This is a genomic window from Streptomyces sp. NPDC058045 (genome assembly GCF_042885635.1).
Lineage (GTDB): Bacteria > Actinomycetota > Actinomycetes > Streptomycetales > Streptomycetaceae > Streptomyces.
In genome coordinates, this window is the sequence record NZ_JBHVRR010000012.1 from 85,717 (window position 1) to 107,293 (window position 21,577).

General features: G+C 71.7%; 18 protein-coding genes. 7 read left to right on the top strand and 11 right to left on the bottom strand.

Annotated elements, in window-relative coordinates; all coding sequences use genetic code 11:
- Positions 1-19 precede the first annotated feature (19 nt).
- Positions 20-400, bottom strand: coding sequence for a DUF192 domain-containing protein (locus ACFVST_RS10595; RefSeq protein ID WP_390148923.1), 381 nt, complete (start codon positions 398-400; stop codon positions 20-22).
- A 207-nt stretch (positions 401-607) separates the two neighbouring features.
- On the opposite strand from ACFVST_RS10595, the gene ACFVST_RS10600 reads away from it, so the two are divergent.
- Complete coding sequence (locus tag ACFVST_RS10600; RefSeq protein WP_390148925.1) at positions 608-1,366, top strand: prepilin peptidase; 759 nt, start codon at positions 608-610, stop codon at positions 1,364-1,366.
- Between the two features lie 376 nt (positions 1,367-1,742).
- Here the strand turns inward: ACFVST_RS10600 and mgrA are convergent, their stop codons facing one another.
- Positions 1,743-2,780: an L-glyceraldehyde 3-phosphate reductase gene (gene mgrA, locus ACFVST_RS10605; RefSeq protein ID WP_390148927.1), complete on the bottom strand. Its 1,038-nt coding sequence runs from the start codon at positions 2,778-2,780 to the stop codon at positions 1,743-1,745.
- 108 nt (positions 2,781-2,888) lie between these two features.
- Here mgrA and ACFVST_RS10610 point away from each other — a divergent pair, with 108 nt between their 5' ends.
- The 4 genes from ACFVST_RS10610 to ACFVST_RS10625 all read left to right on the top strand — a co-directional run bounded on the left by ACFVST_RS10610 (position 2,889) and on the right by ACFVST_RS10625 (position 8,170).
- Positions 2,889-3,650: an isoprenyl transferase gene (locus ACFVST_RS10610; RefSeq protein WP_390148929.1), complete on the top strand. Its 762-nt coding sequence runs from the start codon at positions 2,889-2,891 to the stop codon at positions 3,648-3,650.
- Positions 3,651-3,993: 343 nt separating this feature from the next.
- Positions 3,994-5,316, top strand: a complete 1,323-nt coding sequence (locus ACFVST_RS10615) for a PhoH family protein (protein WP_390148931.1) — start codon at positions 3,994-3,996, stop codon at positions 5,314-5,316.
- A gap of 447 nt (positions 5,317-5,763) precedes the next feature.
- Positions 5,764-6,513: a transglycosylase SLT domain-containing protein gene (locus ACFVST_RS10620; protein ID WP_390148933.1), complete on the top strand. Its 750-nt coding sequence runs from the start codon at positions 5,764-5,766 to the stop codon at positions 6,511-6,513.
- A 157-nt stretch (positions 6,514-6,670) separates the two neighbouring features.
- The gene (locus ACFVST_RS10625) at positions 6,671-8,170 is read left to right on the top strand and encodes an AI-2E family transporter (RefSeq protein ID WP_390148935.1); all 1,500 of its coding nucleotides are present in this window, start codon (positions 6,671-6,673) and stop codon (positions 8,168-8,170) included.
- An 81-nt stretch (positions 8,171-8,251) separates the two neighbouring features.
- On the opposite strand, the gene ACFVST_RS10630 is transcribed toward ACFVST_RS10625, so the two are convergent.
- Both ACFVST_RS10630 and ACFVST_RS10635 read right to left on the bottom strand, forming a co-directional pair.
- A complete protein-coding gene (locus tag ACFVST_RS10630; RefSeq protein ID WP_390148937.1) occupies positions 8,252-8,785 on the bottom strand; it encodes an alkyl hydroperoxide reductase in 534 nt (177 codons plus the stop codon).
- Positions 8,786-8,809: 24 nt separating this feature from the next.
- The gene (locus ACFVST_RS10635; protein ID WP_390148939.1) at positions 8,810-9,364 is read right to left on the bottom strand and encodes a peroxiredoxin; all 555 of its coding nucleotides are present in this window, start codon (positions 9,362-9,364) and stop codon (positions 8,810-8,812) included.
- A gap of 192 nt (positions 9,365-9,556) precedes the next feature.
- Between ACFVST_RS10635 and ACFVST_RS10640 the strand changes: the two genes are divergently transcribed.
- Positions 9,557-10,510: a hydrogen peroxide-inducible genes activator gene (locus tag ACFVST_RS10640; protein ID WP_390148941.1), complete on the top strand. Its 954-nt coding sequence runs from the start codon at positions 9,557-9,559 to the stop codon at positions 10,508-10,510.
- 19 nt (positions 10,511-10,529) lie between these two features.
- Here the strand turns inward: ACFVST_RS10640 and ACFVST_RS10645 are convergent, their stop codons facing one another.
- The 5 genes from ACFVST_RS10645 to ACFVST_RS10665 form a co-directional block, all read right to left on the bottom strand.
- On the bottom strand, positions 10,530-12,833 hold the full coding sequence (locus tag ACFVST_RS10645; protein ID WP_390149047.1) for an FtsX-like permease family protein: 2,304 nt from the start codon (positions 12,831-12,833) through the stop codon (positions 10,530-10,532).
- Positions 12,834-12,925: 92 nt separating this feature from the next.
- On the bottom strand, positions 12,926-13,612 hold the full coding sequence (locus tag ACFVST_RS10650; protein WP_390148943.1) for an ABC transporter ATP-binding protein: 687 nt from the start codon (positions 13,610-13,612) through the stop codon (positions 12,926-12,928).
- Positions 13,609-14,142 carry a PadR family transcriptional regulator gene (locus ACFVST_RS10655; protein ID WP_390148944.1) on the bottom strand — a complete coding sequence of 178 codons (534 nt, stop codon included), beginning with the start codon at positions 14,140-14,142 and terminating at the stop codon, positions 13,609-13,611. Before ACFVST_RS10655 ends, ACFVST_RS10650 begins: the two co-directional genes overlap by 4 nt.
- A gap of 91 nt (positions 14,143-14,233) precedes the next feature.
- On the bottom strand, positions 14,234-14,485 hold the full coding sequence (locus ACFVST_RS10660) for a hypothetical protein (RefSeq protein ID WP_390148946.1): 252 nt from the start codon (positions 14,483-14,485) through the stop codon (positions 14,234-14,236).
- Positions 14,482-15,375, bottom strand: a complete 894-nt coding sequence (locus tag ACFVST_RS10665) for an SPFH domain-containing protein (RefSeq protein WP_390149049.1) — start codon at positions 15,373-15,375, stop codon at positions 14,482-14,484. Before ACFVST_RS10665 ends, ACFVST_RS10660 begins: the two co-directional genes overlap by 4 nt.
- 338 nt (positions 15,376-15,713) lie before the next feature.
- Here ACFVST_RS10665 and ACFVST_RS10670 point away from each other — a divergent pair, with 338 nt between their 5' ends.
- Positions 15,714-17,954, top strand: a complete 2,241-nt coding sequence (locus ACFVST_RS10670; RefSeq protein WP_390148948.1) for a transglycosylase domain-containing protein — start codon at positions 15,714-15,716, stop codon at positions 17,952-17,954.
- On the opposite strand, the gene ACFVST_RS10675 is transcribed toward ACFVST_RS10670, so the two are convergent.
- Positions 17,941-19,404, bottom strand: coding sequence for a catalase (locus tag ACFVST_RS10675; RefSeq protein ID WP_390148949.1), 1,464 nt, complete (start codon positions 19,402-19,404; stop codon positions 17,941-17,943). The genes ACFVST_RS10670 and ACFVST_RS10675 overlap by 14 nt on opposite strands.
- 163 nt (positions 19,405-19,567) lie before the next feature.
- Positions 19,568-21,574 (bottom strand): SpoIIE family protein phosphatase, encoded by a 2,007-nt coding sequence (locus ACFVST_RS10680; RefSeq protein WP_390148951.1) that lies wholly within the window; start codon positions 21,572-21,574, stop codon positions 19,568-19,570.
- Positions 21,575-21,577: the final 3 nt, after the last annotated feature.

Below are 21,577 nucleotides of genomic sequence, written 5' to 3' on the forward strand. Positions count from 1 at the left end.
CGGTCCAACTCCCGCCGTATCAGCCCGAGTTCCGCTCCTCCACATGGACGCGGGTGCCCGGCCGCAGCCCCCAGCCGGCCATGGTCCCGGCCTCCGACTCCAGCACATGCCGGGCCCGCAGCCGCGGCGCCCCCATCCGCCCCGGCTTCATGGTGTGCACCCCGATCACCCTCAACTTCCCATCCAGATACGCCACATCGATCGGGAACCGCATCCGGAAGGTGTGCACACTGCTTGCCGGGGACAGCAGCAGCGCCCCCTCGATCCCGTCCCGTCCCAGCAGCCCCCGGGTACGGGCCCGGTAGGACGTGGCGATCTCCAGCGGCACCGCGCCCCCGGTGCCGTCCGCCCCGCCGCCCTCGATATGCAGCCTGCCCCGCCCGTTGCGCCAGCGCCCCATGGCGCCCCCTCCCTCGTACGGTGACCGGCCACCGACGGCCGGGTACGGCGCCCGCGGCGCGGACCCCGGACGACGGTATCCGCCCGGCGGCACGGGTCCCAGGGCTCGCCGCGGTGCCACCGGCCGCGGATCCCGAATGCCCCGGTGGGTCCCCTTGTGGGTCCTGGGGCCTATGCCGGGGTGCGCGGCGCTGCGTAGGGTCGCGGCGTGCACGTACTGCTGACAGCGGTGGCCGCCCTGTGGGGCGCGGGGACGGGGCTGCTCGTGCCGCGCGCCGCGTACCGGCTCGCCGTGGAACCCGAGGAGCCCTGGCGCGGCGCCTGCCCCGCCGGCCACCCCATCACCGGGCCCGCGGGAGGTTGGCTGGGCCGCTCCCGCTGCGCCGACCCCGGCGCCCCCGCCTGCGCCGCCCGCTCCGGATTCGGCCCCGGCACCGCGGGCGTCGCCGTGATCGGTGCGCTGATCGCCGCGGCGCTGGCCGCCGCCGTGGGGCCGCGCCCCGAACTGGCGGTCTGGCTGCTCGCGGTGCCCGTCGGCGTACTGCTGGCCCTGGTCGACAAGTCCGTGCACCGGCTGCCCGATCTGCTGACGCTGCCGCTGGCCGCCGCCGTCGCCGTACTGCTCGGTGTTGCCGCGCTGCTCCCGGGCAGCGGCGGCTCCTGGCCGCTCGCCCTGCTCGGCGGCCTGGTGCTCGGCGCCGCCTACTTCCTGCTCTTCCTGATCAACCCGAGCGGAATGGGCTTCGGCGATGTGAAACTCGCCCTCGCCCTCGGCGCCGCCCTCGGCTGGTACGGCTGGTCGATCCTGGTCACCGGCGCGGCCCTGGGGCTGCTGCTGGGCGGGGTCTACGGGATCGGTCTGATGGCGCTGCGCAAGGCGGGGCGCCGCTCCAGCATCCCGCTCGGCCCGTTCATGCTGGGCGGCGCCTTCCTGGGGCTGCTGCTGGGCGGGATCGGCGCGGGCTGAACGGCCGCCCGCCAGGCGGGTGTCCGCATCGTTATCGGCCCCGGCTCGCCTTCTCCGTACTCCGTCACGTAAGTTCAGACCAAGGTAATTCGCGTCAGCAAAGACCCGGGAGGTCTGTCCGGCTACGCGGGCGGCACCGCGCAGCCGGAGGGGACTGCGCGGTGCCGGAAGCCGCATCGGATCCCCGCCGCGCGTCCGCACCCATCCGCCCCGGGCGACTTCGGAGCGTAGTTGTTTCGCCGTGTCGCATGTGTCGGCACATACAAAGGGTTATGGTGGAAACCCCCCCTCGGGCCGGTCCATCTCCCCCCCCATGGACCGGCCCGATTTCTTTTGCCCTCCGGCTTTCCGGACGCGGCCTCGGGGGAGAAGGTCCCTAGCTGCGGCCCGCCCAGATGTTGGTGCCGGGCGTGGAGACCGCGTACTGGTCGATCTCCGCCAGCTCCTCGGTGGTGAGCGGCGGGGCGGACAGGGCGGCCACGTTCTCCTCCACCTGCCGGGTGCTGGACGCACCGATCAGCGCTGAGGTCATCCGCGGATCGCGCAGCACCCAGGAGAGCGCCAGTTGTGCCAGCGACTGGCCGCGGCGCTCCGCGATCGCGTGCAGTCCGCGCAGCCGGCGCAGCACCTCCTCGGAGAGCAGCCCCGGGTCCAGCGACTTGCCCTGCGTGGCCCGCGACCCCTCCGGAATGCCCTTCAGATACTTGTCCGTCAGCAGGCCCTGGGCCAGCGGCACAAAGGAGATACAGCCCATACCGGCCGACTCCAGCACATCCAGCAGCCCGTCCTCCTCGGTCCAGCGGTTGATCATCGAGTACGAGGGCTGGTGGATCAGCGGCCGCACCCCCATCCCTTCGAGGATCCGCGCCGCCTCCCGCGACTGCTCGGCGGTGTACGAGGAGATGCCGACGTAGAGCGCCTTGCCCTGCTGGACCGCTGACGCCAGGGCGCCCATGGTCTCCTCCAGCGGGGTGTGCGGGTCGAAGCGGTGCGAGTAGAAGATGTCGACGTAGTCGAGGCCCATCCGCTTCAGCGAGGCGTCCAGCGAGGACAGCAGGTACTTGCGGGAGCCCCACTCGCCGTACGGGCCCGGGTGCATCAGATAGCCGGCCTTGGTCGAGATGACCAGTTCATCCCGGTACGGGGCGAAGTCCTGCGCGAACAGCTTGCCGAAGTTCAACTCGGCCGAACCGGGCGGCGGGCCGTAGTTGTTGGCCAGGTCGAAGTGCGTCACGCCGAGGTCGAAGGCGCGGCGCAGGATCGCCCGCTGGGTGCTCAGCGCCCGGTCGTCGCCGAAGTTGTGCCAGAGGCCGAGGGAGATCGCGGGCAGCTTGAGACCGCTGCGTCCGGAGCGCCGGTACTCCATCGACTCGTACCGGTCAGGGGTGGCCTTATAGGGGGAGGTGCTGTTCATGTGTCCGAAAATACGTCAGTCGCGGGCCTCTCAGACAGCGGCGGGGGGTTCGGACGGCGGTAGGCTTTCGCCCTCGGAGATGGCGATTCCACGGAGGGGCTGACGAAGGTGAACCTGCGCGACCTGGTGTACGGGCTGTACGCACGCCGGGTGGAAGGCCGTCTCGACCACGACCAGATCCCCAAGCACATCGGCGTCATCCTCGACGGCAACCGCCGCTGGGCCAAGGCCTCTGGCGGCACCACCGCACAGGGCCACCGGGCCGGAGCCGACAAGATCACCGAGTTCCTCGGCTGGTGCGCCGAGACCGACGTCGAGGTGGTCACCCTGTGGATGCTCTCCACGGACAACTTCGACCGGCCCGAGGAAGAACTCATCCCCCTCCTCGGCATCATCGAGGACTCGGTACGCGGCCTCGCCGCCGACGGCCGCTGGCGCGTCCACCACGTGGGCACCCTCGACCTGCTGCCCGCCCGCACCCAGACCGTCCTCAAGGAAGCCGCGGAGGCCACCGCGGACAACCCCGGGATACTGGTCAACGTCGCCGTCGGCTACGGCGGCCGCCAGGAGATCGCCGACGCGGTCCGCTCCCTCCTCCTCGACCACGCCGAGCGCGGCACCAGCTTCGAGGAACTCGCCGAAGTGGTCGACGTCGACGTCATCTCCGAGCACCTCTACACCCGCGGCCAGCCCGACCCGGACCTCGTCATCCGCACCAGCGGCGAGCAGCGCCTCTCCGGCTTCATGCTCTGGCAGTCGGCCCACTCCGAGTACTACTTCTGCGAGGTCTTCTGGCCGGCCTTCCGCAAGGTCGACTTCCTGCGGGCCCTGCGCGACTACGCCGCCCGGCACCGCCGTTACGGCGGCTGACCGCCGGTACCTCCTGATCCCCCGGCGCGCCACCGGGAGTTCACACAGCCGTGGTCCCGCGGTCGGGCATGGCGGCGCAGGATGCAGGGAATAACAATCCCAGGTCGGCACCCGGTCCCAGGAGGGTGCCGCGTCTCAGCGGACGGCATCGGGCCGTCCGCCCGGGAGGCCCGTTGCATCAGATGGACCACCGCACCGTCCGCAGGACAGCACCTGCGGGTCACACGGACGAAGCGGCCGGCCGGCACCCGGCCCCGCAACGCGGCCCCGGGACAGCCAGACCGAGAGGACCCTGGCACCGTCCCGACCCGGTCCCTTCTCAGCCGAGGGGGTACGTCCTTCCGTGGTGACCAGCATCAAGCGCCGAATGCCCGACCGGCGCACCTACGTCCTGGACACCAGCGTCCTGCTGGCCGATCCAGGAGCCCTGTCCCGCTTCGACGAGCACGAGGTGGTGCTCCCGCTCGTCGTCGTCACGGAACTGGAGGCGAAACGGCACCACCCGGAGCTGGGCTACTTCGCCCGGCAGGCCCTGCGCCTGCTGGACGACTACCGGGTCAGATTCGGCCGCCTCGACGCCCCGCTGCCCACCGGCGAGATGGGCGGCACCCTGCGGGTCGAGCTGAACCACTCCGACCAGGCGGTGCTGCCCGCGGGCTACCGTCTCGGCGACAACGACTCGCGCATCCTCGCCGTGGCCCGCAACCTCCAGGCCGAGGGGTTCGACGTCACCGTCGTGTCGAAGGACCTGCCGCTGCGCATCAAGGCGTCCTCGGTGGGGCTGCTCGCGGAGGAGTACCGGGCGGAGCTCGCCATCACGGACTCCGGCTGGACCGGAATGTCCGAACTAGCCCTCCCCGGCGAGCAGGTGGACCTCCTCTTCGAAGAGGAGACGCTCCATCTGCCCGAGGCGTCCGACCTGCCCGTGCACACCGGCCTCACCATCCAGTCGGAACGCGGCAAGGCGCTCGGCCGGATCACCGCGGACGGCAACGTCCGGCTGGTGCGCGGCGACCGGGAGGCGTTCGGCATCAAGGGCCGCAGCGCCGAGCAGCGCATCGCACTGGACCTGCTGCTGGATCCGGCGGTCGGCATCGTCTCGCTGGGCGGCCGGGCCGGTACCGGCAAGTCGGCGCTGGCACTCTGCGCGGGCCTGGAGTCCGTACTGGAGCGGCGGCAGCACCAGAAGGTGATGGTCTTCCGGCCGCTGTACGCGGTGGGCGGGCAGGAGCTGGGGTATCTGCCGGGCAGCGAGTCGGAGAAGATGAGCCCCTGGGCACAGGCCGTCTTCGACACCCTGTCCGCGGTCACCTCACGCGAGGTCATCGAGGAGGTCACCGCCCGCGGCATGTTGGAGGTGCTGCCGCTCACCCATATCCGGGGGCGCTCCCTGCACGACGCGTTCGTCGTCGTGGACGAGGCCCAGTCGCTGGAGCGGAACGTCCTGCTCACCGTGCTCTCCCGGATCGGGGCCGACTCACGGGTCGTTCTCACCCACGACGTGGCGCAACGGGACAATCTGCGCGTCGGCCGCTACGACGGAGTCGTGGCCGTGGTCGAGAAACTGAAGGGGCATCCGCTCTTCGCCCATGTCACGCTCACTCGTTCAGAGCGCAGCCAGATCGCCGCACTGGTGACCGAGATGCTGGAGGAGGGCCAGCTCTGATCCGGATCTGACGCGGATTCGGGCGATGGGCCCGATTCGCACGCACTCCTCCGCGAGTGCCCTAGGCCCTTGTGGTGCACGGGAGTTGGCGCCGCCCGGCGAAGGCGAAGAGCCTAGCGGGGCGGCGTCGGCGTGTGCGCGTCTTTCCGGGAATCTGTAGGGCCAAACGGGGTGTGAGCTTTCCCACGCAACGCAGAATTGCCTTGCGGCGTCTCGCTACGGCAGAGTCTCAGTCCTGTCAGGCCCCGCATACGACACTTGCGTCCCGCCAGCGGTACGCAGCCAGTCAGAAACACAGAACTCCATACCGGCCGTCGTATGCCGCCCGAGCACCACGCGGCGCTCCCGCAGGGGAGTTGCCCACCGGGCCCGTGTCTCCCGTGACCCGCAGTTGGGAGGCCAGTGCCAGGGGCAAGATTGCGTCCGCGAGGGTCAGCTAAGCGGGCGATGCTGGAAGGAAACCGTGTGAGCCGGATCTCGGTCCGGGGATTCGCAGTGGCCTCGGCCACGGCGGTCACCACTGTAGGCGCCGTCGTGGGTGTTGCCTCGGGCGCGCCCCAGCAGCATGACTCGAACGACTTCGAGGCAACGGCCAACGACGCCACGCTTCTCGCCGACATTCCCACAGGCCAGCAGGCCCAGGTTCAGACCTCCTCACTGACTCAGCAGGCGGACGCACAGCTCAACGCCGCGGACTCCGCGGCGAAGAAGTCCGCCGAGGAGTCGGCCCGCAAGGCTGCCGCCGAGACCGCCGTCGCCAAGCGCGACGCGGCCGAGAAGCAGGCGAAGGCGGAGAAGGAGGCCAAGGCCAGGGCCGAGAAGGAGGCCAAGGAGCGCAAGGCCAGGGAGAAGGCCAGCCGCTCCGAGAACCGCGATCCCTCCGACTTCCCGGTCCAGGGCTCGTACTCCGTGGGGCAGATCCAGGCGATGGCTCGCTCGATGGTGCCCGGCGACCAGTTCCAGTGCTTCAGCAACATCGTGAACCACGAGTCGAGCTGGAACTACCGTGCGGTGAACGCCTCTTCCGGTGCCTACGGTCTCTTCCAGGCCCTCCCCGGCTCCAAGATGTCCTCCGCCGGCTCCGACTGGCAGACCAACCCGGCCACCCAGATCAAGTGGGGCCTCAGCTACATGGACGGCCGCTACGGCAGCCCGTGCGGCGCCTGGTCCTTCTGGCAGGCCAACCACTGGTACTGAGCCGGCTCCCCGCTCGACTCCACGCGGCCCCTCACCGTTCTGACGGTGGGGGGTTTCGCAGTTTCCCCGGGCATGTACCGTCGTGTCAGCAGAATGTGACGCGGGAGCGCGTGCGGACGACGTTCGGGGGTGCACTCGGGACGGGGGAGAGGGCGAGATGGAGCGAGGACTGCCGGGCTGGATCAGCCGTATGGGGGACCGGCTGACGGCCATGGGGGAGCGGCTGGAGGAGCGCCGCGCCGCAGCGGAACGCGAAGAGGACCATGCCCACGGGCATCACGGCCTCTTCGCCCACCACGGACACCACAGCGAGCACGGCCTCCCCGGCGAGCAGGGCTCGCACAGCCTCCCTGGCGAGCACGAGGAGTACGGTGCCCACACAGCCGCGGCCCCGGTCGGCGGCCCGCAGGACGCGCCGCCCGCCAAGGACCGCCCGGTCCCCGCGCCGCCCGCCTACGCCCCGGCCGTCGCCGCCAAGCCGGATCCGGCGGAGGCGATGCCGTGGGGCGTACGGGTCGCGGCCGCGGCGGGCTGGCGGCTGCTGGTGCTGGCGGGCACGGTCTGGGTGCTGATGAAGGTGATCAGCGCCGTCCAACTGGTGGTGCTGGCCTTTGTCGCCGCGCTGCTCGTCACCGCCCTGCTGCAACCGACCGTGGCCCGGCTGAAGCGCTACGGGGTGCCCCGCGGGCTCGCCACCGCGCTCACCGCGATCTGCGGCTTCGTCATCATGGGCCTGATGGGCTGGTTCGTGGTGTGGCAGGTCATGGACAACCTGGACAATCTGGCCGGCCAAGTCCAGGACGGTATCGACGAGTTGAGGCGCTGGCTGCTCAACAGCCCGTTCCATGTCACCGAGGACCAGATCAACAAGATCGCCAAGTCGCTGCGGGACGCCATCGGTGCCAACACCGAGGAGATCACCTCCGCCGGACTGGAAGGCGTCACCGTCATCGTGGAGGCCCTCACCGGCATCCTGCTGGCGATGTTCTCCACCCTCTTCCTGCTCTACGACGGCCGCCGCATCTGGGAGTGGACGCTGAAGCTGGTGCCGGCGCAGGCCCGCCCCGGTATCGCGGGCGCCGGGCCGCGCGCCTGGCGCACCCTCACCGCCTATGTCCGCGGCACCGTCATCGTCGCCCTCATCGACGCCGTCTGCATCGGCCTCGGCATCTACGGGCTCGGGGTGCCGATGGCGGTGCCGCTCGCCGTGTTCATCTTCCTGTTCGCGTTCATCCCGCTGGTCGGCGCGGTGATGTCGGGGGCGCTGGCGGTGGTGGTGGCGCTGGTCACCCAGGGCGTGTTCACCGGGCTGATGACGCTGGTGGTGGTGCTGCTGGTGCAGCAGATAGAGGGGCATGTGCTCCAGCCGTTCATCCTGGGCCGGGCGGTCCGGGTGCACCCGCTGGCGGTGGTGCTCTCGGTGGCCGCCGGCGGCATGGTGGCCGGGATCGGGGGTGCGGTGGTCGCGGTGCCGCTGGTCGCGGTGGCCAATACGGTCGTCGGCTATCTGCGGGCGTACTCGCGGGAGTCGCTGCTGCGGACCTCGCCCGCGCCGCACGGTGCCACCGCGCTGGGCTCGGCCTCCGCGGGCACCGAACGCCCCGTCCTGCCACCGCAGAGCGGCGCAGCGGACGGGGACTCGGGGCGGGACGAATAGCCCTGGCCCGTACGGCAGTTGACGCCGGGGCGCCCCCGTCCGGAAGTGACCGGGCGGGGGCACCTGCGGGTGCGGGCGGCGTCAGTCGGCCAGGACGGACTCCGCATCCAGGGTGGTGCCGACGGCCTGGATCACCGCGGCGATCCTGACGGCCTCCTGTACGGTCTCCCGGTCCACGCCGGCCTTGCGCAGCACCTGTTCATGCGAGTCGAGGCACTGACCGCAGCCGTTGATCGCGGACACCGCCAGCGACCACAGCTCGAAGTCGGCCTTCTCCACGCCCGGGTTGCCGATGACGTTCATCCGCAGACCGGCACGGAGATGGCCGTACTCCGGGTCGGAGAGCAGATGCCGGGTGCGGTAGAAGACGTTGTTCATCGCCATCACGGCGGCCGCGGACTTGGCCGCCCGGTACGCCTCGGGCGTCAGCCGGGACCTGGCCTCCGGCTCCAGCTCGCGCAGCACGATCGGCGAGCGGGAGGCGATGGCGCACACCAGTACCGTCCCCCAGAGCTGCTGCTCGGGGAGGTCGGAGTTGCCGATGACCGAGCCGAGGTTGAGGCGCAGGTCCTTCGCGAAGTCCGGTACGGCTGCCTTGAGTTCGTCGAGTGCCATATCAGTGCTCTCCTTGGATTCCGGTCACTCGCCGGAGAGCAGCTTGACCGGGTCGAGGGTGTCTTCGCCCTGCGTCCAGTTGCAGGGGCACAGCTCGTCGGTCTGGAGCGCGTCGAGGACCCGGAGGACCTCCTTCGGGTTACGGCCGACGGAGCCCGCGGTCACCATGGTGAACTGGATCTCGTTGTTCGGGTCGACGATGAAGACGGCGCGCTGCGCGAAGCCGTCCTCGCCCTCCACGCCGCACTCCCGCATCAGGTCGTGCCGGGAGTCCGCCAGCATCGGGAACGGCAGGTCGCGCAGGTCGGGGTGGTCCTTGCGCCAGGCGTGGTGCACGAACTCGGAGTCGCCGGAGGCGCCGAGGACCTGGGTGTCGCGGTCGGCGAACTCGTCGTTCAGCTTGCCGAAGGCGGCGATCTCGGTGGGGCAGACGAAGGTGAAGTCCTTCGGCCAGAAGAACACCACACGCCACTTGCCCTCGTAGGACTTGTGGTCGATCTGCGCGAACTCCCTGCCGCTCTCCAGCGACACACAGGCGGTCAGGTCGTACGCGGGGAACTTGTCACCGACAGTGAGCACACGCTCTCCTTGTTCGGGCTTGCGCAGGGGGAAACCTCCCGGTCCGGGGTGTGGGCCGGTGGGAGTCCCCTCGGGTTGGACGAGCGTGATCGTGACACGGAGTGGATTGATCAGTGAAATAGCTATACTCGCCGGGGTTGATCAGCAGTCCCTATCAGTGCGCCCCGGTCGACGGGCGGTGAGTGAGCGCCCGTGATCGTCGGAAGGGACCGCCGGGCCGGGCGTGGACGCCAGCCCACCCTCTCCCAACTGCGGGCCTTCGCCGCCGTCGCCGAGCATCTGCACTTCCGGGACGCGGCCGCCGCCCTCGGTGTGAGCCAGCCCGCGCTCTCCGGGGCGGTCTCGGCGCTGGAGGAGGTGCTGGGGGTGCGGTTGCTGGAGCGCACCACCCGCAAGGTGCTGCTCTCACCCGCCGGCGAACGCCTCGCGGTACGGGCCGGCGGGGTCCTGGACGAGGTCGGGGCGCTGCTGGCGGAGGCGGCGGCGGTCCGCGCCCCGTTCACCGGGGTGCTGCGGCTCGGCACCATCCCCACCGTGGCGCCGTATCTGCTGCCGACCGTGCTGCGGCTGGTGCATGAGCGGTATCCGCAGCTCGATCTGGAGGTGCACGAGGAGCAGACCGCCTCGCTGCTGGACGGGCTCGGCGGCGGGCGCCTCGACCTGCTGCTGCTCGCCGTGCCGCTGGGGGTGCCCTGGGTGGTCGAACTCCCGCTCTTCGACGAGGACTTCGTCCTGGTGACCCCGCTGGACCATCCGCTGGGCGGCCGGGAGGGCATCGCGGTCGAGGCGCTGCGCGAGCAGCGGCTGCTGCTGCTGGACGAGGGACACTGCCTGCGGGACCAGGCCCTGGACATCTGCCGGGAGGCCGGCCGCCGGGACGCGCCGGTCACCACCACCGCGGCCGGGCTGTCCACACTGGTGCAACTGGTGGCCGGCGGGCTCGGGGTGACGCTGCTGCCGCGGACCGCGGTTCGGGTGGAGACCAGCCGCAGCAGCCAACTCCTCACCGGCTCCTTCGCCGAGCCGGCCCCGACCCGCCGGGTGGCGCTGGCGATGCGCTCCGGGGCGGCCCACGCCGCCGAGTACGGGGAGTTGGCCGCCGCCCTCAAGCAGGCCCTCACCCCGCTCCCGGTCCGCCCGCTGTGACCCCCGGCGGCCCGTCGGCCTACTCCGTACGGAGTCCGTCCGGGCGCATCAGCCGCCAGAGGAGAGGGAGGCTGAGGGCCGTCACCAGCAGGACGACTCCCGCGCCGACGCCCGCCATGGCCGCCACGCTTCCCCAGTCCACCGAGAACGGGATGTCCGCCATGCCCAGCAGGATCGAGCCGAGGGCCACCCCCACCGCGATAGCCAGCAGCAGCCCGAGCGCCACCGGGACGGCCGTCTGCCACAGCACGGAAAGGCCGAGGGTGCGCCGCCGGGTGCCGCAGGCCACCAGCGCCGACAACAGCCGCCGCCGCTCCCGTAGTTGCTCCAGTTGCGCCACCAGCAGGCTCAGCCCGATCAGCCCCAGTACGCAGCTCGCGCCCACGAACAGGCCGGTGCGGACGGTGGTGAAGGTGCTGGTGAACCCGGGCGAGGAGGCGGAGATGACCTCGCCGAGCGGATCGATCCGGGCGGCGACGGTGCGGACCTCGTCGGCGGCCTTGGCCACGCCGGGGTCGGTGCGGACGTAGATGTCCTGCTCGACGAACCTCTCCAACTCCCTTGGGAGGGCGGACGGAGTGACCAGGACGCCGCCGCGTTCCATGCCCATGGGGTCGTGCCGGCTGGTGGCACGGTGCAGCGTTCGCGGCAGCCGCCAGGGGACCGCGGCCCCCTTGTCGCTGCCGTAGGTGGGATCCACCCGCAGCAGCGCGCCCGGCTTGGCGTGGCGGACGTTCGCCGCGTCGTAGGGCGCGCCCCGGACCACGAACACGTCGCCGTCACGGCAGGAGCGCAGTCGGGCCACCTCGGTCAGGTCGGCGCAGGTGCCGACGGTCACCGAGATGATGGCGTCCGGGTCCCTGGCCTTCTCCCCGGCGCTGAGGTTGCCGAGCGGCACCGTGCCGCGGACGCCGGGGGTGGCGCGCAGGGTCCGGTCGGCGTGCTCCCGGGACGTGCCGGGTGACAGCAGGACGTTCATCTGGGCGCGGGTCGCGAAGCTTCCAGCCTCCTCCGTGTAGTCGTTCTGGACGGAGGAGAAGAACATCTGGAGGGCGATGGCGCCGGCCACCGCCACCGCGATGCCGTTGACCATCCGGGCGGCGCTGCCACTGCTCAACTGGAGCCGCCGCACCGCCAGTTGCCAGGCGACATCGCCGCCGTGCAACCGGGAGACGACGGCTTCCACCAGCCACGGCAGCAGGGCGGTCACCCCGATCAGCAGCAGTACGGTGCCACTGACCACCAGCCACTCGTTGAAGTCCCCGTTCCGCGCGCCCTGGCCGACCATCGGGTACAGCAGGGCGAGACCGGCGACCGGTGGCAGCAGCCGCCACCAGAGGCGGCGCCGGGCGGGGCGTGCGGCGCGGACCACGCCCAGCGGTTCGATCGCCACGCCGCGCAGCGCGAGCAGGGTGACCACCACGGCGGCCACCGCCACCGCCGCGGCCACCAGCGCGGCCAGCGCGGGTGAGGGGTTGAGGTCGGAGGGGAAGACGCCGGTGCCGAAGACGGTGACGCGGCCGGCGAGGGAGCGCCCGAGGAGGAAGAAACCGGTGCCGAAGGCCAGCCCGAGGAGGGTGCCGGTGAGGGCCTCTCCGGCGGCGATCCGGCGGGTGGTGGCGGCGTCGGCCCCGACCAGCCGCAGTGCGGCGAGCCGCTGGTCGCGCCGCTCCCCGCCGAAGCGCACGGCGGCCGCGATGAAGACGCCGACCGGCAGCAGCAGCACGACCAGGATGACGACCACCAGCAGCAGCAGTACCGGGTCGAGGTCCGTGGCGCGCTGGCCGGTGCCGAACCTGTCGATCCGCCGCAGCCGGGACAACTGGCCCTCGCCGCTCGGGGGCAGGTCGTCGGTGGCGGCGTAGTAGCTGAGTTCGCCGGGGGTGACGAGGCCGGGGGCGGCGATGGTGGCCGTGACGCGGTACGGCAGCCGGGCGCGGAGCAGGGCGCCGTCCGCCGAGTCGAGGAGGCGTCCGAGGGCGGGGGAGACCGCCATCTCGCCGGGCCGGGGCAGCCGTTGGAGGCCGGGCGGTACGGGCGGGTGCTCGCCGTCGGGCTGGAGGAGCCGGCCGCGTACGTCGGTGTTCCGGTAGACGGTGTCGGTGTCCGCGACGCGCAGGGTGCGGTCGTCGCGGTGCTGGACGTTGGTGGCGGTGGAGTTGTCGTCGCGGGCGTGCTGGCGCTGGTCGCGTTGGGTCAGGGCGTCGGGCAGCGCCGTGGCGAGCAGCAGCAGGCCCACGCCGAGGCCGACGCCGACGCCGGTGAGCAGGGCCCGGGTCCAGCCCGCCCGGCCGCCGGTGACGGCGAAGCGGGCGCCCATCATCAGCTCGCCCCACCAGCCGAGGCGGCCTGGAGCGCTGGCCGGGGGGAGGGGCGCGGCGGGTGCCTGCGGTGCGGGCTGTTCGGTGCGGGCGCTCATACCAGGCGCTCCATGTCGCGGGAGCGGCCGTCGCGGACCACGACCTCCCGGTCCGAGTAGGCGGCGACCCGGGGCTCGTGGGTGACCAGCACCACCGCGGAGTCGGCGGAGCGGGCGGCCTCGGTGAGGAGTTCCATGACGTGCTCGCCGTTGAGGGAGTCGAGGGCGCCGGTGGGTTCGTCGGCGAAGAGGACGCGGGGGCCGGTGACGAGGGCGCGGGCCACGGCGACCCGCTGCCCCTGCCCGCCGGACACCTCGCCGGGCCGCTTGTCCGCGAGGTCGTCCACCTCCAGGCGCTCCAGCCAGGACCGCGCGGTCCGCTCGGCCGGGCGGCGCCCGGTGCCGTTCAGCCGCAGCGGCAGCGCCACATTCTCCAGGCAGCTCAACTCCGGTACCAGTTGGCCGAATTGGAAGACGAAGCCGAACTCGCTACGGCGCAGCGCGCTGCGCTCCGCGTCGCTCGCCGACTCCAGGGAGCGGCCGTCGTAGGTGAGGGTGCCGGAGTCGGGGAGGACGATCCCGGCGAGGCAGTGCAGCAGGGTGGACTTGCCGGAGCCGGACGGGCCCATCACGGCGACGATCTCACCGCGGTGGACGGAGAAGGACGCGCCGTCGAGGGCTTTGGTCGGTCCGTAGGCCTTGTGCAGGTCCTCGGCACTGAGGAGGGCGCCGGCGGGGGTCATCGGCGGACCTCCCCGGCGAGGCGGTCGAGGCGGGCGGCGGTGACTTCCAGCCAGCGCAGATCGGCGTCGAGGTGGAACAGGGCGTGGTCGCAGATGAGTTGGTCGGCGAGGTCGCCCTTGCGTTTGCGGTCGGTGAGGATGCGCATCAGCCGCAGGTGCTCGGAGCGCTGGGTGTCGAGTATCCCCGCGGCGTCCCGCTCGGTGAGCAGCGCGAGGACGATCTTCGTGTAGAGGGTGGACTGGAGGTACGGCTCGGGCTTCTCGGGGGTGGCGAGCCACTCGTTGACGTCGGTGACACCGGCGTCGGTGATGGCGTACCGCTTGCGTTCGGGGCCGCCGCCGGCTTCGACGCCGTCGACCTCGACGAGCCCGTGCTTCAGCAGCCGGGACATGGTCGAGTAGACCTGGCCGTAGTGCAACGGCCGGTCGTGGCCGAAGCGTTCGTCGAAGGCCCGCTTGAGGTCGTAGCCGTGGCGGGGGCCTGCTTCGAGCAGGCCGAGGAGGGTGTGACTGATGGAACCACTGGACATGCCGAGCACTATACACGTGGCGTATACGCGGCGTGTATAGCTCGGGTCCCGGTCGGTGAACTCGCCTTCTCCCAGGCCCTGTTCGGGCTTCTCAGTCGCGCTCCTCGGCCCCGTCCCGCGGGGGGCGGCCGCGGCGGGGGATGGGGCCGGCCGCGCCCGGCAGCCGGCCCGTCTCACCGAGGGCGCGGCGCAGCAGGAACTCGATCTGCGCGTTGGTGCTGCGCAGTTCCTCGCCCGCCCAGCGCGCCAGCGCCTCGTGGACCAGCGGGTCGAGGCGCAGCAGGACCTGCTTGCGCTGCTGCGGCCGGCGCCGAGGCACGGCGCCGGCCTCCTCCGCGCTCACTGGTAGAGCGTCCCGGTGTTGAGTACGGGCTGCGCCGCCCGGTCACCGCAGAGCACCACCATCAGGTTGGAGACCATCGCGGCCTTGCGGTCGCTGTCCAGCTCCACGATGTCCTGCTCGGCGATCCGGGCGAGCGCCGCCTCCACCATGCCGACCGCCCCGTCCACGATCTGCCGCCGGGCCGCGACCACCGCACCGGCCTGCTGCCGCTGGAGCATCGCGGAGGCGATCTCCGGCGCGTAGGCGAGGTGGGTGAAGCGGGACTCGATGATCTGCACCCCGGCCGCCTCGACCCGGGCGTACAGCTCCACGGCCAGCTTCTCGGTGATCTCCTGGGCGTTGCCGCGCAGCGAGAGGCCGTCCTCGTCGTGTGCGTCATAGGGGTACTCGATGGCGATATGGCGGACGGCGGCCTCGGTCTGGGTGGAGACGAACTCCAGGAAGTCGTCCACCTCGAAGGTGGCCTGCGCGGTGTCCTCCACCTTCCACACCACGACCGCGGCCAGCTCGATCGGATTGCCGTAGGCGTCGTTGACCTTGAGTACGGCCGTCTCGTGGTTCCGCACCCGGGTGGAGACCTTGGTGCGGGTGGTGAGGGGGTTGACCCAGCGCAGGCCGTCGTGGCGGATGGTGCCGCGGTACCGCCCGAAGAGCTGGAGCACGCGGGCCTCGCCGGGCGCCACCATGTTCAGCCCGGACATCGACAGCCCCGAGCCGAGCGCCACCAGGACGCCCAGGATGATCAGCACCGCCTTGGTCCCGTTCGAGTCGCTCACCGTGGCCACCGCGAGCAGTCCCGCCCCGATCACCAGCCCCACCAGCCCGAGCAGCAGGGCGAGCCCGCCGCCGATGCTGTGCGCGGTGAACTCCCGCACCTGCGGCCGCGGCATCTCCGGGCCGCCGTCGGGTGCGGGGGGCGGCGGGACGGTGGGAGTACCCGCGGTGTCGGTGCCGCCCGTGGTGTCTACGGAGCCAGGAGTTTGTTCGGACATGTCGGTCCCCCGTCTAGCTGGATTTTATCTAAGTGATAGCAGATTAAACCCGGAAGGGTGGTGGCGGCAACCTTCCCGGCCGTCTGATCGTCGGTTCCCATAGGGGCGGTGCTGATTGTCACGCCCCATACGACCGGATCGGGTGAGCTTTGTCCCCGAGTGCGGTGTTAGCTTGCTGGGCCGCCGGGCTCCGACCGGTGGCACACGACCTCGAAGGAAGCGGAGCGATCGGGCCCATGGGACGAGCAGCAAGGCAGGCACAGCGCGGCTCGCCCCGCGGCATACGCCGCTTCTTCGGCTGGCGGAAGATCCTCGGCACCTTCTTCGGCCTCTGCCTGCTGGGCATGGCCGGATTCGCCGTCCTGTACATGGTGGTCGACGTCCCCGAGGGCAAGGCCGACGCCACCCGCCAGTCCAACGTCTACCGGTACAGCGACGGCACCCTGCTCGCCCGTACCGGCACCGTCAACCGGGAGATCGTGGACCTGGCCGAGGTGCCCAAGGACGTCCAGCGCACCTTCGTCGCCGCGGAGAACAAGAGCTTCTACACGGACAAGGGCATCGACCTCAAGGGCACCGCCCGCGGGGTGTTCAACACCCTCTCCGGACGCGGCAAGCAGGGCGGCTCCACCATCACCCAGCAGTACGTGAAGAACTACTACCTGGACCAGGACCAGACCGTCACCCGCAAGCTCAAGGAACTGGTCATCTCGCTCAAGGTGGACCAGCGCAAGAGCAAGGACGAGATACTCGCCGGCTACATCAACACCAGCTACTACGGCCGCGGCGCGTACGGCATCCAGGCCGCCGCCCAGGCCTACTACGGCAAGGACGCCAAGGAACTCGACGTCGCCGAGGGCGCCTATCTCGCCGCCCTGCTCCAGGCCCCCAACCAGTACGACTGGGCCATCGCCTCCCCCGAGGGCAAGCGGCTCGCCAAGGCCCGCTGGAACTACGTGCTGGACAACATGGTCGGCCAGCACTGGCTGGACGCCGGCAAGCGCCGCGGCCTCAGCTTCCCGGTGCCGCACCGGCCCAAGCCGGACCGCGGCCTGGAGGGGCAGAAGGGCTACATCGTGGAGGCCGCCCGCGCCATGGTGATGAAGCAACAGCACCTCACCCGCGAGCAGTTCGAGCGCGGCGGCTGGACCATCACCGTCACCATCGACCGCAGGCAGCAGCAGAAGCTGGAGCAGGCCGTCCGTACCCGGCTGACGGACCGGCTCGACCCCAAGGCCCGCGGCGTCGACCGGGACGTCCAGGCCGGCGCCGTCTCCGTCGACCCCGGCTCCGGTGCGGTGAAGGCGCTCTACGGCGGTCCGGGCCTCGCCGAGCACTGGACGTCCAACGCCACCCGCGCCGACTACCAGCCCGCCTCCACCTTCAAGCCGGTCATCCTCGCCGCCGCCCTGGACCGCGCCGCCGTCACCCAGAACGGCGCCCCCATCACCGCCAACACGGTCTACGACGGGACCAGCGACCGCCCCATCAAGGGCAGCCCCGTCCCCTACGCCCCGCCCAACGAGGACCACGTCGACTACGGCCCGGTCACCGTGCAGACCGCCATGAACAAGTCGGTCAACTCGGTCTTCGCGCAGATGGGCGCCGACGTCGGCATGGACAAGGTGATCGAGACCGCCGGAAAGCTCGGCATGGACGTCAAGAACACCGAGGCGGTACCCGCGATGACGCTCGGCTCGATGGGCGCCAGCCCGATGGAGATGGCCGGCGTCTACGCCACCCTCGACCACCACGGCAAGCTGGTCACCCCGCAGATCGTCAAGTCCGCCAGCAAGGAGGGCGGCGCCCCCATCGAACTGCCCGAGGCCGTCGGCGACCAGGCGATCTCCCGGCAGGCCGCCGACTCGGTGACCTCCGTCCTCACCGGCGTCGTCGACGACGGCACCGCCCGCGAGTCGGTACGCAACTCGCCGCAGCGCGCCGGTCAGCAGGTCGCCGGCAAGACCGGCACCTCCGACGACAACAAGTCCGCCTGGTTCACCGGCTACACACCGAACCTGGTCACCTCCGTCGGCCTCTTCGGCGAGCAGCCCAAGACCGGCAAGCAGGTGTCGCTGACGGGCGCCACCGGCGGCGGCCGGGTCAACGGCGGCGGCATCCCCGCCTCGATCTGGGCCGAGTACACCTTCGCCGCGATGGGCGCGCCCAGCACCTTCGAGCTGGACACCGACATGGGCGCCGCGATCACCCCGCCGCCCGCCACCAGCACCCCGGAGAACAGCGCCACTCCGGACCACTCGCCGCCCCCGTCGGAGCAGCCGTCCAGTCAGCCGCCGTCCTCACCGCCGCCGTCCGAGACCGGGCCGCCGAGCCCCTCGGCGGACCTCCCGTCCGGCGGGCCCAGCACCCAGCGGCCCCCGGAGGAGCCCGGTCCCAACAGAACCGGTGGCGTCGCGGCCCGGCCGCCCGGTGCGGCGGCTGGGGTGGCCCCGTCGCGGTCGGTCAGCCCCCGTTGACCTCGCGGCCCACCCGGTCGCCCAACTCCTTGTCGACACTGCGCCAGTACTGCACCGCGCGGTCCAGCACCGGGCGGGAGACGCCGGCCTTCAGATGGCCGCTGATGTTGGACACCAGCCGGTCCCGCGCCGCGTCGTCCAGGACCTGGCGCACCATGGTGCCGGCCTGCCCGAAGTCGTCGTCCTCCCGGTGCGGCGCGTACGCCTCGCGCACCAGCTCACCCGCGGTGTGCCAGCTCGCCGGCTCGCCGAAGTGCGCCGTGTCCGCGGCCGGGCCGCCGTAGGAGTTGGGCGCGTACGGGGCGCCCACCCGGGCCGGCTCGAAGCGCATCGGGCCGTCCTTGGCGTATGAATTCACCTGTACCTGCGGCCTGTTGGGCGGGAGCTGCATGTAGTTGGGGCCGATCCGGTACCGATGGGTGTCCGGGTAGGAGAAGATCCGGCCGAGCAGCATCTTGTCCGGGGAGGGGCCGATTCCGGGCACCATGTTGGACGGCTCGAACGCGGCCTGCTCGATATGGACGAAGTAGTCCTCCGGATTGCGGTCCAGGGTCATCCGGCCGACCTCGATCAGCGGGTAGTCGCTGTGCGGCCACACCTTGGTCAGGTCGAACGGGTTGAACCGGTAGTCCGCCGCGTCCTCGAACGGCATCACCTGCACATGCATCGTCCAGGAGGGCGCGCTGCCGGTGGCGATCGAGTCGTAGAGGTCCCGCCGGTGCAGATCGCCGTCGGTACCGGCGAGTTCGTCGGCCTCCGACTGGGTCAGGAAGTCGATGCCCTGGTCGGTCTTCATGTGGTACTTGACCCAGAACCGCTCGCCGCCCGCGTTGATCCACATATAGGTGTGCGAGCTGTAGCCGTTCATGTGCCGGTACGTCTTGGGGATGCCGCGGTCGCCCATCAGCCAGGTGACCTGGTGGGCCGACTCCGGCGACAGCGTCCAGAAGTCCCACTGCATGTCGTTGTCGCGCAGCCCGTTGTCGGGGCGGCGCTTCTGGGAGCGGATGAAGTCCTGGAACTTGATGGTGTCGCGGACGAAGAAGACCGGGGTGTTGTTGCCGACCAGGTCGTAGTTGCCCTGCTCGGTGTAGAACTTCAGCGCGAAACCGCGCGGGTCGCGCCAGGTGTCGGGCGAGCCCTGCTCCCCGGCCACGGTCGAGAACCGCGCCAGCATCTCGGTCCGCCGCCCCGGCTGGAACAGGTCGGCCTTGGTGAACTGGCTGACGTCATTGGTCACTTGGAAGAAGCCGTACGCGCCGCTGCCCTTGGCGTGCACCACACGCTCCGGGACGCGCTCCCGGTTGAACTGGGCCATCTTCTCGACCACGTAGTGGTCGTGCAGCAGGATCGGGCCGTCGGGGCCCACCGTCAGCGAATGCTCGTCGCTCTCCACCGGAATCCCGGCGTTGGTGGTGGTCCGCGGATACTTCGGCGATGCCTGGCTCACGAGCGAGCCTCCCGTCGTGCGTGAGGGGGTGGGGTCAGGTCGCTACGTCACTGCACGAGTCAACTCCGACCCCCTCCGGTCAGCAACCGAGGGAGGGCGTCCGCCACCGAATCCGGGACGAAAGTCGCATTCCGGGGCGGGGTGATCCGGGGCGGGGGAACGGCTACGGAGCGTCCGGGCGGGGCACCTCGAACCAGACGACCTTGCCGGTGGAGAGCCGGGTCGCGCCCCAGCGGCGGGCCAGCTTGTTCACCAGATAGAGCCCGCGCCCGCCCTCGTCGGTGGCCCGCGCCTGCCGCAGCCGCGGCAACTGCGGCACATCGTCCCCGACCTCGCAGCGCAGTACATCGGTCCGCAGCAGCCGCAGTGTCACCGGCCGCGAGGTGTACCGCACCGCATTGGTCACCACCTCGCTGACCAGCAGCTCCACCGAGTCGGACAGCTCCTCCAGATCCCAGCGGGCGAGCGCGCTGCGGGTCAGCCGCCGGGCCCGCCCGGGCGCCGCGTCCTCCGGCTCCAGGAACCAGTACGCGACATCGCTGGGCGCGATCCCGTCGAAGCGGGCGGCGAGCAGCGCGATGTCGTCGTCCCGGTCGCCCGGGCCCAGCATGTCCAGCACCTCGTCGCAGAGCGCTTCCAGCGGAGGGGCGTGATCCGGGCCGGTGAGCTGCGCGGTCGCGGCGAGCCGCTCCCGCAACTGCTCTATCCCGGACCAGACGTCCCGCAGCCGGGACTCCACCAGCCCGTCGGTGTACAGCAGAAGCGTGGCCCCGGCCGGCGCGTCCAGTTCCACCGCCTCGAAGTCCACCCCGCCCACCCCGATCGGCGCCCCCGCCGGCACCCGCAGCACCTCGGCGCGGCCGCCCAGGTGCAGCAGCACCGGCGGCGGATGCCCCGCGTTGGCGACGGTGATGCGGTGCGACACCGGGTCGTAGACCGCGTAGAGGCAGGTCGCCATGCGGTCCGAGCCGAGCCGCTGGGCCTGCTCGTCCAGGTGGTGCAGCACCTCCTGCGGCGGCAGGTCGAGCCCGGCCAGGGTCTGCGCGGTGGTCCGAAGCTGGCCCATGATCGCGGCCGAGGTCATGGAGTGCCCCATCACATCGCCCACGACCAGGGCGACCCGGCTGCCCGGCAGCGGGATCGCGTCGTACCAGTCGCCGCCGACCCGGGCGGTCTCCGCGGCGGGCAGATAGCGGGAGGCGAGGCGGACCCCGGTGGGCCGGGGCAGGGTCTCGGGCAGCATGGTGCGCTGCAACTCGTCGGCGATATAGGCCTCGCGGCCGTACAGCATCGCCTTGTCGATACCGAGGGCGCTGTGGGTGGCCAACTGGGCGGCGACCAGCAGGTCCTCGGTCTCGAAGGCCGGGCGGTCCGGGCGGCGCAGGAAGAGCGCCGCGCCGATCACCCGGCGCCGGCCCCGCAGCGGCGCCAGGACGGCGCGCCGCCCGCCGGGCAACGCCCGTGTCTCGCCCAGCAGTTCGGGCAGCGCCTCGTGCGCCGCGGGGGAGTCCGCGAAGACGGGCCGCACCCCGCGCAGCACCTCGGCGAGGGCGCCGCCGGGCTCCACCTCGCACAGCTCGGCGGTGGCGGCCAGATCCGCCGGCAGCGGCGGCAACTGCGGTACCAGCAGCGGATTGCCCTCCGCGTCCGGCTCCCCGCCCTCGGTGAGCATCCGCAGCCGGTCGGTACGGCGCAGCCGCAGCACCACCGGGCCGTTGCTGGTGCGCTCGTCGCCGACCGGCAGCGGATCGCGCAGATACACCAGGATCGCGTCCGCGAAGGTGGGGACGGTGGCCCGGCACAGGCCCATCACGATCTCGTCCAGGTCCATCCCGCGGGCGATACGCCGGGTGGCGGCGCCGACGAACCTCAGCCGGTCCCCGTCCCGGCGCATCGCGGCCTGCGCCGCGCTCTGCCCGGCCCCCGGGTGCGGTGCCGCCCCGTCGGGATGCGGGGCGGGCGCGGCTCCGTCGGCTGCCGCGGCGGGGGCCGGCGGCGGGTCCTGCACGGCCGGGGGCTGCGGGTGGGCGGCCGGGCGTGCCCTGGCGGGGCCTTCACCCTGCGGTACGGCGCCCTGGGCGCGCAGCAGCGACCCCCGCGGGTCAGCGGGGGTGCCGGGCCGCGCGGTGCTGGGCTGCGGTCCGTCGTGGGAGGTGGGGTGCTCCGTCACGCG